Origin of the sequence: Thermocladium sp. ECH_B (genome assembly GCA_001516585.1) — an archaeon.
Lineage (GTDB): Archaea > Thermoproteota > Thermoprotei > Thermoproteales > Thermocladiaceae > Thermocladium.
Genome location: LOBW01000052.1, coordinates 1 through 12,710, shown reverse-complemented (window position 1 = coordinate 12,710; position 12,710 = coordinate 1). Strand labels below are relative to the sequence as shown.

13 protein-coding genes and 1 tRNA gene are annotated in these 12,710 nt (G+C 46.9%); 1 reads left to right on the top strand and 13 read right to left on the bottom strand.

Features of this window, described 5'->3' with window-relative positions:
- The coding region (locus AT710_06880) for an alpha/beta hydrolase (protein KUO91356.1) at nucleotides 1-850 on the top strand (850 nt) is incomplete at its 5' end.
- A 9-nt stretch (nucleotides 851-859) separates the two neighbouring features.
- Here the strand turns inward: AT710_06880 and AT710_06875 are convergent.
- The 13 genes from AT710_06875 to AT710_06815 all read right to left on the bottom strand — a co-directional run bounded on the left by AT710_06875 (nucleotide 860) and on the right by AT710_06815 (nucleotide 12,449).
- Nucleotides 860-1,390, bottom strand: a complete 531-nt coding sequence (locus tag AT710_06875) for a hypothetical protein (protein ID KUO91355.1) — start codon at nucleotides 1,388-1,390, stop codon at nucleotides 860-862.
- A gap of 101 nt (nucleotides 1,391-1,491) precedes the next feature.
- On the bottom strand, nucleotides 1,492-1,671 hold the full coding sequence (locus AT710_06870; protein ID KUO91354.1) for a hypothetical protein: 180 nt from the start codon (nucleotides 1,669-1,671) through the stop codon (nucleotides 1,492-1,494).
- A 57-nt stretch (nucleotides 1,672-1,728) separates the two neighbouring features.
- Complete coding sequence (locus AT710_06865; protein ID KUO91353.1) at nucleotides 1,729-2,640, bottom strand: carbamate kinase; 912 nt, start codon at nucleotides 2,638-2,640, stop codon at nucleotides 1,729-1,731.
- Nucleotides 2,641-2,676: 36 nt separating this feature from the next.
- Nucleotides 2,677-3,939, bottom strand: a complete 1,263-nt coding sequence (locus AT710_06860) for a phosphonopyruvate decarboxylase (GenBank protein ID KUO91352.1) — start codon at nucleotides 3,937-3,939, stop codon at nucleotides 2,677-2,679.
- A 97-nt stretch (nucleotides 3,940-4,036) separates the two neighbouring features.
- Nucleotides 4,037-6,016 (bottom strand): 3-hydroxyacyl-CoA dehydrogenase, encoded by a 1,980-nt coding sequence (locus AT710_06855; protein KUO91351.1) that lies wholly within the window; start codon nucleotides 6,014-6,016, stop codon nucleotides 4,037-4,039.
- A gap of 50 nt (nucleotides 6,017-6,066) precedes the next feature.
- A tRNA-Met gene (locus AT710_06850) sits at nucleotides 6,067-6,140 on the bottom strand.
- 63 nt (nucleotides 6,141-6,203) lie between these two features.
- Entirely contained in the window at nucleotides 6,204-6,899 is a 696-nt protein-coding gene (locus AT710_06845; protein ID KUO91350.1) for an RNA-associated protein, read from the bottom strand.
- A 78-nt stretch (nucleotides 6,900-6,977) separates the two neighbouring features.
- On the bottom strand, nucleotides 6,978-7,544 hold the full coding sequence (locus AT710_06840) for a hypothetical protein (protein KUO91349.1): 567 nt from the start codon (nucleotides 7,542-7,544) through the stop codon (nucleotides 6,978-6,980).
- Between the two features lie 14 nt (nucleotides 7,545-7,558).
- Nucleotides 7,559-8,014 (bottom strand): hypothetical protein, encoded by a 456-nt coding sequence (locus AT710_06835; GenBank protein KUO91348.1) that lies wholly within the window; start codon nucleotides 8,012-8,014, stop codon nucleotides 7,559-7,561.
- Nucleotides 8,011-8,400 carry a hypothetical protein gene (locus AT710_06830; GenBank protein KUO91347.1) on the bottom strand — a complete coding sequence of 130 codons (390 nt, stop codon included), beginning with the start codon at nucleotides 8,398-8,400 and terminating at the stop codon, nucleotides 8,011-8,013. Before AT710_06830 ends, AT710_06835 begins: the two co-directional genes overlap by 4 nt.
- 185 nt (nucleotides 8,401-8,585) lie before the next feature.
- Nucleotides 8,586-10,049: a peptidase M32 gene (locus AT710_06825; protein ID KUO91346.1), complete on the bottom strand. Its 1,464-nt coding sequence runs from the start codon at nucleotides 10,047-10,049 to the stop codon at nucleotides 8,586-8,588.
- A 110-nt stretch (nucleotides 10,050-10,159) separates the two neighbouring features.
- Nucleotides 10,160-11,005 carry an endonuclease IV gene (locus AT710_06820; GenBank protein KUO91345.1) on the bottom strand — a complete coding sequence of 282 codons (846 nt, stop codon included), beginning with the start codon at nucleotides 11,003-11,005 and terminating at the stop codon, nucleotides 10,160-10,162.
- 172 nt (nucleotides 11,006-11,177) lie between these two features.
- Nucleotides 11,178-12,449, bottom strand: a complete 1,272-nt coding sequence (locus tag AT710_06815; protein KUO91344.1) for a glutamate dehydrogenase — start codon at nucleotides 12,447-12,449, stop codon at nucleotides 11,178-11,180.
- Nucleotides 12,450-12,710: the final 261 nt, after the last annotated feature.

Below are 12,710 nucleotides of genomic sequence, written 5' to 3'. Positions count from 1 at the left end.
AACTCCCCAACAATACAGGGAAGCGGCGGATAAGGCATCAATACAGTTAAGTGGGGAACCTGAGGCCATTGGAGGCATTGAGGACAAGACCATTCAAGGCAGGAATGGGGAGATCCGGATAAGGATATATAGGCCACTTAATCAAAGGCCGCCTCATAAAGTCGTGATTTATTACCATGGAGGCGGCTTCGTGTTTGGAAGCATAGAGACCCATGATAATGTGAATAGGCTCCTCGCTAATTTGTCGGGGAGGGCCGTGGTTTCCGTGAATTATAGGCTAGCGCCTGAGAATAAGTTCCCAGCCGCAGTTGAGGATGCATTTGATGCGGCTAAGTGGGTGGTGAGTAATGGGGAATCCATTGGGTTAGACTCCAATAAGGTCGTCGTGGCCGGCGATAGCGCTGGCGGCAACTTAGCGACCGTAGTGAATATAATGGCTAGGGATGCTGGTGAAAACTTCATAGAGCGCCAAGTGCTGTTTTATCCATCAACCCACATGCTAGATAATTCACCATCAATTCATGAGTATGGGGAGGGGTTCTTCTTAACTATGGATCAAATGAGGTGGTTTGGACAGCAATACTTGAGGGACGTGAGGGATGCGGTTAATCCCTATGCTTCACCTATGTTAGCTGATTTGAGCGGCTTATCGCCGGCCCTAGTGGTCACGGCTGAGTATGATCCATTACGTGACCAAGGCGAAATATATGCACATAGGCTTAGGGCAAGCGGTGTCAAAGCAACCCTAACGAGGTTTGGCGGAGTCATTCATGGATTCATAAGCTTCTATAGGTACATATATGCCGGGCGAGACGCCATAGCTATGGCGGCTGGCTTCATCAAGCAGTAATGGCTCAATCTATATATTGATTATATACCTCACTATTCCCCTGGGCTCCACGTTCCTATAAATGATGAGTTCCTTATGGCTACCAAACGAGAGGAGCGTCATCTGGAGGAAATCCTTGATCCCAGCCACATCAACGCTTATCTTATAGCTAACGGGCTCCGGCGCCGCAACAGTATGAGGCTCAACCTCGTTCTCAGTCATTATTGGCAGCATTAGTTTTGCAAGCGGCCAGGGAATTGGGTTACCGTACTGATCGCTATCGTACCTATAGGCGTAAAGCTTCTCTATGGTTTTTCGGCCGAATTTTAATTCCTCTATCTTCTTCGCTATCCTCTCCGTTCCATCCTCATTAAGCATTATTGCCAAGTAGGTCAATTCATGTATTGCGAAGAACCTCATGTAAGGCACCTCAAAGCTCTGCACGCTATGTGATCCTATATCCTCATAAATCACAGGTACATCCTTTATATACTCTAACTGGCTAGACACATAAATCACCCAATGATTGATAATGGATCCAGGGCCTCCCGATATATCCATGCATTAATGGAGCGACTAATTCATTATTATATAAAGGTTTTCCCGCAAATTAACTCGTGGAAAGAAAGGGATTAATGCATATTGATGAGCGGGCCCTACTTTCATAATTGGATCTCCACTTTATGTGGAGGCGCCTTAAAGCCTATCTTGCGATGAGTGCCGTCGCAGAACGGTTTATTATTTGATCCACCGCACCTGCATAATGCGTGCTTCATTTCCCCATTTACTTTGACGAGGTTAGGCCCATTCTCNATGCCTTCTATTATTATGGAAACAACCATGCCTGTACCAAGATCACGCCAGTTAAAAAAGGTATCGCAGTTCCCCATGTTTTTCGCTTAACTTATTATGGTGGTGCCGCTTCGTCCCTCTAATATGCTGCGTAATTCGCCGAGCCTTCCTATATATGCTGCCTTACCGCTTTTCTCCACGAAATTAATGGCAGCAAGAACTTTCGGACCCATGTTCCCCGGCGGAAACTCGCCCTTCTCGTATAGCGACCTTAGTGCCACGACATCGATTCGGCTTAGCTTTCTTTGAGCGGGTTTCCCGAAGTCGGTGTAGATTCCATCTACATCGGTGAGTATCACAAATGCATCCGCCGCTATGGTTGCAGCCAATAATTGGCTGGCCAAATCCTTATCTATGACCGCCTCAACCCCTCTTAATTGAGAACCGCCAGTGACGGGTACTCCTCCTCCGCCAGTTGATATCACTATGTATCCTTCATCCATTAGTTGAATAATGGGTTTCACCTCTATTATTGAGACGGGCATGGGGGAAGGAACCACTCGACGCATTCCTCCACGTGGATCCGGCTTGAATCTCCAACCCCTTAATTGAGATAACTTGACGGCCTCCTCCTCACTATAAATTGGGCCAACGAACTTAGTTGGATTATTGAAGGCGGGGTCCTCCTCATTAACGTATGCCCTGGTAACCACTGTAATGGTCTTCTTTGGAATGCGTCGAGCCACTGCCTCATTATCTATGGCGGTCGCTAATAAGTAGCCGAGCCAGCCCTGCGTCGCTGCTCCATGCATGTCAAGCGTTAACGGTAATCCACACTCGGCTAAAGCACCTACTTGGGGGCCATTGCCGTGGGTGACTAAGACGTCGTAACCCATCTCCACAGCATCCATTACATCCCTGGCTGCCTCCTTAACTCTTTCCCACTGCTCATCCGGTGAACCAACCCTGGCGCCGCTTGTGGAGAATGCATTGCCCCCTAGGGCTATTACCATCCTCACTTGAACATTATTGAAGCCAGCGTTTAAAAGCATTCCCTATGGGGAGAGCCGTTTAAGAACTAATGGTAGCAGTAACCAGCCGTGCTCCACAATGCCTAGGCTACCCCTGGAGGCATTGACTTCATTAAATGATGAGAACCCATCGCTCGCCGTACCCGCGCTTAACATGAATGGAACTGGATCACCGCTGTGCGACTTCAATTTCCAGGGAGTAGCGTGATCGCTGGTAACCAATATGGCAGTATCATTAAGGGAGAGCCTTTGGATGTAGTACTTATCAATGGCCTCTATCTCAGCTACTTTCCGCTTGAAATCACCATCATGCCCAGGCTCATCAGGTCCCTTTAAGTGAACATACGCTACATCAACGCGCTTCAACAACTGCATGGTTGCGTCTAGTCGCTCCATTAGTATTTCATCCTTGGAGCCAATATATTTTGAGACCGGGGCCGAATCCATGCCTAGCGCAATGGCTATGCCGCGCTCGACAGGCATCTCGGTGACCGCCCCAAAGCTTAATCCAAAGACCTCTCTTATTGGCTTTACGTGGGGCACCTCGTGGCCGGCATCCCTCATGAGAATTACGTTGCCGGGCAACTTGCCTTCCCCAGTCCTCTTCTTATTGACCTCATGATTGGCCAGCACTTGTATGGCCTTCTCCATGAACTCATTAGCTAGGCGAGCCGTCCTTCTGGCTTCCTCAGAGGAATCAAGGGCCTCTATTAAGGGCAGCTTAGTTCCTGGATTGGGAACCGCGACCGATATCTTTCCTTGCCTAACATAGCCCGGATCATTATTGCTGACAAACCCACTTAGCTTGTTTTGGGATCCAATTATCACCACGGCCCTGTGGCCAATGGTTGGTATAACCCTCGCATAGCCCTCCCCGCCGCCTAACTCCATGCCATCCACGGCCCTCGCTAACTCGGCGGCCTCCTCGCTTGTTAGATTTCTGCCAACCCTCCTATCAATTATGTTCCTAGATGAATCTATTGTGGCGAAGTTGGCCCTAAACGCGNCTTCATAGTTATCCCTTATCTTGTAACCAGCCCCCAATGCCTCAAGAGGCCCTCGCCCAGTATAGTACTTATCGGGGTCGTATCCCAGTATGGACATGACCGCTGCATCGCTCTCGGGCGCGATTCCTTTGCCTATTGGGTAATGCATTCCCATGATTGATGACTTAGCCAATGCATCAAGCCCAGGCTTATTGGCCGCCATGTATGGAGTGGGGGGATTGCTTGGATCATCCGCAGCCCCATCAAGAACCAAGAAAAGTAGTTTCCTCATGGTACTCATATGGGTGGATCCAGTTTATAAATATGATTAACTCAATTATGAGGCAATTCCATCGCTGACCCCCTCCCAGCCCTGAGGGGGCTTACCATCTTTTCTATTACTCGCCCCGAAAACTTGGCTTGCGCCTCTCCAGGAAGGCGGAGACTCCTTCCTGGGAATCGCTTGTTGAGAACACAACGGCAAATCCCTCGGCCTCTGCGCTTAATCCATTCCTTAATGATTCATCCAGCGACTCATTCACTAACCTCTTCGCCAGCATTAATCCAACGGGCGGCCGCTCCGCGAGCTTTGAGGCAAGTAATTCGGTTTCTTCTTGGAGCTTATCAATATGCACCGCCTTATTTACTAGGCCTATCTCGGCTGCCTCGCGTCCAGTAATTGTGTCGCCGGTCAATATCAATTCCTTTGCCTTGCCAATCCCAATTAATCTGGCCAATCTCTGCGTGCCCCCAGCCCCAGGAATTATGCCGAGAGTTATCTCGGGTAGCCCCAGAACAGCATCATCAGCAGCTATGCGTATATCACATGCTAGGGCCAGCTCCAGTCCACCACCTAATGCATGGCCGTGTATTGATGCTATGACGGGTTTTGGAAGCATTTCTATCCTATTATAAAGCCCTTGAAGCCTATTGCTGAAAATTAGTGCATCGCTCGGCTTTAGTCCCTTGAATATAGATATATCTGCGCCAGCGCAGAATGATTTTCCATTGCCCCTGATCACGACTACCCTCGCCAAGTCGCTTGGCATCTTCTCTATCTCACCAATAACGTTCTCCAAGTCCTCAATTACTTGAGGCGATAATGCATTCCTCTTCTCCGGCCTATTCAATTCCACCCATGCAATCGGCGGATTAACCCTAAGGATGACTGTTCCGAGCTTCTTCTCATAAGGATGAGGATAGAACCCCAGCCCCGTCTTAACGCCTAATCTGCCTTGCGAAATCATTCGTTGAAGCAATGAATCCGGCTGAAACGCATCGTGATGAGACGCAGCGAGGAGATCATTTAACTCCTTCACCACCATATCGATGCCGAACTCATCCGCGTACTCCAGTATTCCCTTCGGCATATTGAATCCGAGCCTCATTGTCTTATCAATATCATCCCTGGTAGCTATGCCCTCCCTCAATAACCACGCTGCCTCATTTATAGGTGAAGCCAGCAGCCTAACCACGTTAATGCTTTGCCCAGCATCCCTCGGAATATCTGCTCTGGCATACTTGCCTGGGGCTGGGTATGAGTAGAATCCTTTGCCTGCCTTTAAACCGATCTCCTTCGCCCTCACCTTCTCCCCAATCAGATTACAGGGAATCCTATTCACTCCCCTGGCCGCCATGGCTTTAGCTATGAAATCCATTACATCTATTCCAACGAAGTCCATTAATTCGAAGATACCCATTGGAAAACCAAGAACATGCCTAGCAGCGCTATCTATTGCTTGTATCGTGGCTTCCCCTCTCTCAACCATGAAGCACGCCGAGTCCGCTAATCTGAGAAACACCCTATTGGCGATGAAGCCCGGCACATCCTTATTCACAACGACAGGTTCCTTACCCATTCTCTTCGCAAGGCTTAGAGTAGCATCAAGGGTTTCACGGCTTGTCTTATCCCCCATCACCACCTCCACTAGCTTCATTATGGGGGGCGGATTAAAGAAGTGCATCCCAATAACTGCTTGCGGCCTCGAGGTGAAACTAGCTATTTCACTTATGGGAAGTGAGGAGGTATTTGTCGCAAGTATTGCATGAGGAGGCGCATGCTTATCCGCCTCCATGAATATTTGCCGCTTCACATCTATATCCTCAAAAGCCGCCTCTATCATGAAGTCGGCGACTCTCACAGCCTCCGATATATCCAGCGTAGCATGAATCCTGGCCAGAACCTGGTTAGGGTCTTCCCTTAATTGCCCCTTCTCATGAAGTTTCTCGAGGCTCCACTTAATGTTATCGATGGCTCGTGATAATATTTGTTGATTGATGTCCCTCAGATAAACCTCGAAGCCGGCTATTGCCGAGACCTCGGCAATTCCATGACCCATGGTGCCGGCGCCCATGACAGCTATGGTTTTAATATTCATAGTCGATCAAAATCATCGAAATATTTAAGCATTACCATGGAGAAATATAGTAGCAGGGGGCGGATTCGAACCGCCGACCACGGGGTTATGAGCCCCGCAGGATACCAGGCTTCCCCACCCTGCTGATCGATGTCTTGTCACAATTAATTTAAAAATTTTTCCCTACCCACATTCCCCTTTAAGGGATTCACTTCGTGATGCTTATTAGCCTGATCTCGCTGTTTCCATGAGTTATTTCATTGGCTTTAGATAGAATTGAGTCCTGCATGCCGGCCGGCGCCTCGAGCTCCAGCAATAAGTTGCCCTCCGAGTCATACGTTTCCTTCACCACCCTCCCCATATGCATTACATGCGACTTAACTTTCTGGGCATACTCGGCGGGAACTTTTAACTCGAAAACAGCCACAGCAACCTTTATTGGTAGCGATCGCTGAAGCGACTTTATAACGTCATTAACCTGCTCCTCCACTGGTTTGAACGGATCAATAGTCACATCGGCCTGCTGCATGGCTAACTCAACCCTCTGCGGCGGAACTGGTGCTCTTGTTCGTGTATCTATGCAGTTCCTGCTTATCCACTCCACTATTTGCCGCCTCTTCTCGTCAAGCAATTTCTTCCGCTGCTCAGCTGTCAGTGGCACTTCCCCATTTCTTATCATTAGCTCAGCGACTCTGCGTGAATCCGTGGTGCCGAAGACCTTCTTCAATGAACTCTCGGACGCACGAAGCCCCCTCCTGGAGTCCTTATATATAGTATCGCTTATCAGAACCTTATCTATGCTCACCGGTTTTCCAAGCTTCATATCGAGCGCGGCATCTGGATCAACCAGTATCTCGAAGTGCTCTCCCTTGGATTCATACTTTATCACAATGGCTTTCCCCATAGCTTGATTAGGCTAGTCCTCAAATAAAAACATTTATCCCCTATTTAGAGCCATGAATGCGAAGCTCTAGGGACCTAGTTATTGCTTACCCTCATCAACGACCACGACCTGCTTAACCGATATGGGAGTTATCCTACTTATTACATTATCTATTACCTTAATTACCCGCGCACGTTCGGCTGGGTCAAGGCCCGCCGGTTGCGGCAATGGCTTCGGTTCAGCAAGCTTCTCAGGCAAGGCGCTCCCCGGCGCGAAATGGAAGTTCGCGCTTCTCCCAATCACCAGTAAACCATATGACCCATTCACATAAAGTATTGAGGGAGGCGGCGTAATTACCTTGCTGATCAACATAAGCGCTTCCCGAAGCATGCCAATCTCCTTGCTCATATTATCAAGGAAGAGCCTCATATGCTCCAAATAGCTTGATCTAGTCACGGCGAAGACAACATCGACCCCATCGATATCTATAATTGGCGCCTCAGTGCCTTGAACCAAGTTAGCCTTTATTTTCTTTTCCTTAAATACATCCAGCACTGAATTCAAGTTCCCGATATTGATATTGAATTGATTAACCAAGAGACCACTCCATGCCTCAACATAGCTGGATAACTTAGAGAATAAGTTCCTTAGTTCATTGGGATTCATGTTAGTGGTTATTATCATGGGCCTGATTTCCTCTCGTCTAGCCTAGTCCTTGGAAATATAACTATTCTAGAGGGCACTCCGCTCATGGATAGGTACATTACGTTGATGTCCCCCATATTCATTTTAAGGAGTGCATTCACCTCATCCCTAATTATAGTTAATTTCTTGTGCTCTAATCTATAGAAGTTCAGTGATTCCTGTACATAGAAGGCATAACTATCTGGGTTAGAATCCATCACTAAGACGGGGAATCCTTGCCCGATCTTGCCTCCTAACTCTATTGTTCTATATCTAATAGTATTGGGTGAACTAATTGTTCCCGATATTGACTTATGCAATTCACTTAATTCATTTATTCTATCCTCGATTTGCCTTATTTGCCGCTCTATTTTATCGCTGAGTTCCCTTAATGTGGTATAATTAATGGCCTTCTCAGGCTCATCGCTCTTGAATTCACGCCGAACACTCATGGTAAAATCACCACCTTAGGCTTATTGCCTCCGACCAATACCATTATGAATCCAGCCGAGTTAATGCCATTTATCTTGCCGATAACCCCCTTGATCTTCTCCAATTGCTCTATTATCTTGGTTATTTCATTCATTATATCGCTGAGCCTCCCCTTCAGATGAAGCGAGGCAGGTATTATCAACACCTCAAAATCCCCGCTAATCGATAATGATCTATATCCCACGCTCCTCACCGTGGCGACGCGTTGAAGCTTTCTCTCGAAATTTGAGTTATTATCCTCCCTCACCATTAATGACTCTAACTCCACCTTAACACTATGAAGCGACTCCAATTCACTATCTATCTCCTGTAATACAGTCGAGGCCTTGTATAGCCTAATGAACATTCATTTCACTATTATATTCACAGTCTAATAAATATTTTGCATCCCCAGCCTTATAAATTAAACCAATAATGAAGGGGCTAGCCATTAATTATCGAAAACAAAGGGGCAATACTGCCCCCTTAAAAGCGAAATTTACCGATCCCTAAATAGTATAAATATTCAATTTTTTCCGGGCAAAAAATGCCCTAAAGGTATTTTCTGCTTAGGTAATTTATTAGGTAATCCGGGTTATATGATTCTCCAAATGATTTCTTAAGAAGCGTTTTTGGATCATAAGTTGCTCCATATCTATGAATCTTCTCGCGTAGCCAGGCCTTTAAACCATCAAACTTGAGCTCTGCAACTTCATCAAGTAGTTTTCCGGCGAAGTGACCCACCATGGCTGCCACTAAATTGCCCAGGGTGTATGTTGGGAAGTATCCTATGGATCCCTGGCTCCAATGAATGTCCTGCAGCACTCCCTCGGCATCATTGGATGGATGAATCCCGAGGTACTCCTCCATTTTTCTATTCCAGAGCTCCGGCAAATCGCTTACCTTTATCTCGCCTGTTAACATTAACTTCTCTAGCTCATACCTAACCGCTATATGCATGTTATATGTTACCTCATCAGCATCAACCCTAATTAGGCTGGGCTTAACAGTATTGAAGTAAATATATAGATCGCTCGGCGAATAGGCGTTGAGAAAACCTAGGTGCTTTTTCATTATTGGGTACATTGCCTCAACAAATGGCTTACTACGACCAACTATGTTCTCCCAGAATCTGGATTGGGACTCATGGATGCCCATTGATGCACCATCGAATATTGGAGTCATGGCGAGGGACTCATCAAGCTGCAGCTCATAAAGCGCGTGCCCACCCTCGTGTATTGCCGAGAATAGAACACGCTTGAAATCTATGCCCTCATATCTAACTGTTATCCTCACGTCCCTGGGGCCGAGCCCTATCGTGAATGGATGGGGGGAAACATCCACCCTGAACCTATTGAAATCATAACCCATCGTCCTTAATATATCATTTATCATGGCCTCGGCGGGGCCCCGTTCATACTTCACGTCCTCAAGTGGACTATGGGGCGGCATTTTCTGTCTATTTATTATGCTCCTCAAGCTGGGAACTAGTTTGGAGAAAATGGCATCCGCATCGGCTACAGTGAATCCCTCCTCATATAAATCTAGTAACGCATTATATGGATGCTTCTCATAACCCAGTTTCTCCGCAACTTGCCTCGATAATTCTATTATTTTTTCAAGCCTAGGCCTAAAGAGGGAGAAATTAGACTTTTCCCGAGCCTCACGCCACGCAACGGTGGCTTCCTGAGTCGTTACAGTTATTTCCTCTAATAACTTCGGTGGTATCTTGGTATTGTACTTTATTTCCCGCTTAAGCACCCGCACCACTCCCCTCTCATAATCATTTAGCTCCGCCCCCTCGGCTTTCTCCACTAATGCTATAAATGATGGATCAGTAATGAATTTCTGGCTAAGGAGACTTAATTGGGCAATCGCTATGCTTCTGTGCTCTATGCCTTGGGGCGGCATGTATGTTTGTACGTCCCAGTCCATTAATGCCGATGCGTGTCGCAGGGCCCAGATCTGTTTATACCTATCCAGGATCTCCCTTATCGTGGGGTTCTCGAAAACCATATGCAAAAATCAAGTCCACATTTTAATGTTTTATGGTGTTGCGTAAACCTTGCATAACAAACGCTAAGCCTACCATTTAGAGCGGGGAGGGACCTATGTTGAGCAGGGGCTTAGCGAATTTCATTCCCGTGCTTAATCAATATATCCCTCATCTTGATCGCATCGATTTCTATTAACGGCGTCTCGCTTATTATTGTTATGGATAGAGCCCTCTTACCCAGCTCCACTGCAAGGGGTTCGAATGGCGGGGTCTCTGCATCCATGGGTTCATGTTCATCCACCCATTTCCCATTCCTGAATTTAACGCAGGTGAAGTGAGTGTGCAGTTCATCCTTTGGAAAGGCATCCATCCATTTGTCAAGTATTTCCGCGTAATTAATTGAACCGCCGTTGCGGGCATACACATGACCCCAATCAATTACGACAGTGACTAAATCACTCGATAATTCCTTAACTAGGTTAATTGTTTCATCAAGAGAACCAAATTGTGAGTCCCTGGCCATTACTTCCAGCCCCAGCTTCGCTTTGATGTCATTATCATTCATCCACTTAATTAATTCGCTTACCTCGCTTTTAACCTTGTTAAAACAACCCTCGTGACCTAGTTTCCCATAATATGCTGGATGAAAAACGACGACTTTGGCACTCATTGCATCGCCGCGCTCAAGGGATTCCTTTAACCTGGATATGCTAGCATTAACTTTGCTCGCCTCATCGCTGCATAGATTAATGAAGTATGGGGCATGAATCGACAACCTAACCCCAGCCTCCTCAGCTATTTTCCCCACCTCCTCGGCCGCCTCAATGCTCATACGTACTCCTTGAACGAACTCAACTTCCATGGCGTTTAACCCGATTTCACGAACGTACCTAACCGCATCCATGGTGCCGGCATTCCTTTTTCTTTGCCTCAATGTTATTGGAATTCCGGCTGGACCTATATGGACTCCAGCCATTTTGCAACGCTAATCATTATCCCAGCCGCGTTAAAAATAATTCCCTTTATCCTAATTTCTGGAATTCCAGCCCTAAGCCTCATGGAGGGTCATTAATGAATAATGAAAATCACGCTCTTACAGAACAGAACCGATTATTGAGTGAATTGAGGCATCCCTATAACAATTGCTATTAGATCCAGCCCCTCCACTTCATGGCTTGGTATATCCTGTCCAATGCATCTATATATGCGGCATCCCTTATCGTAGCGCCATTCATTTTCTGCCATCTATCGTAGACCCTATTGAATGCGTTGGTTATCATGAAGTCAAGTTTCTTTTTGGTTTCCTCCTCATCCCATATGAACCATTGCAGATTCTCGACCCACTCCAAGTAGCTCATGACGACTCCACCAGCATTTACCCCTATGTCTGGGAACACATATATGCCCCTCTTGTATAGCATCTCCTCTGCATCCGATGTTACGGGTCCATTGGCGGCTTCCATTATTAGCTTTGCCTTCACTGCATTGGCATTTGAGTAATTAATTACTCCCTCCACTGCCGCTGGAACCAGTATATCCACGTTCAGGGTCAGCAATTCATCCATTCCTATCTTCCTGGTGCCGGGGCCCGTGTAATTAACCACTGTTCCCGTCTTCCTCTCCACCGCCTTCACCTCATCCGGATTAAATCCATTGGAGTTATATATTGCACCCCCTATATCGCCGATTGCAACGACTTTAGCACCCATCTCCGTCAGGAAGTGGCTTAACCAGTAACCGACATTGCCGAACCCTTGCACTGCAACCGTGGCGCCCTCAATGCCCTTAAGGAATTTGCGGGCCGCATTACGAGTCCAGAGCGCCGCTCCATAGCCTGTTGAGTACTCCCTCACCGGGTTGCCCCATAGCTGCACCGGCTTGGCTGTGAACGTCGCCGGCACATTTCTACCCATCATCTTGCTGTACTCATCAACCATCCAAGCCATTATCTGGGGATTAGTGTTTAAGTCGGGGGCCGGGATATCTATGTCGGGGCCGATGAATTGAACCAAGGCTCGGGCATAGCCTCTGCTGACGGCTTCAAGCTCCTCCTTCGACACCTTGCTTGGGTCTATCCTTATGGCTCCCTTGGCTCCGCCATATGGTAANCCATTAAGGCTGTTCTTGAGCGTCATTANTGTGGCGAGCGCCATGTCGTCCTCCAGCGTAACCTCTGGGTGGAACCTTATACCGCCCTTATACGGACCAAGCGCATTATTATGCTGAACCCTATAGCCCTCGAGGAACATCATAGCTCCATTTATCTTGATCGGTATTGATATGGCTACTATTCTCTGGGGTCTAGATAGGTAATCCAGCAATTGTTTTTCCAGTTTCCCCATCTCAATTGCCCTCCTCAGTATTGTTAAAGTATCCTGGAGGAACTCGGAATGAATTGGTGCACCAAATATAGTGCTCATTTGCTATTACCGTAAATTAATCCTATATAGTTATTTATAAATATTGCTTATGTAAACTAATATAAAAAAATAGTATAACTTCAAGCAGAAGCACCTGTCTGGAGCAGGATCCAATAGAAGCCATAGTAGTGGACTTAAGATGCGGAGCAAATCTTACTTAATTCAATAATAGAAATATTTATTAGAGCAATAAGGAACCCGCGCATATGGAGTACTCTATTCTCGGCAATGACTTGCAATTAGTGAAGGTTATAATGGGGG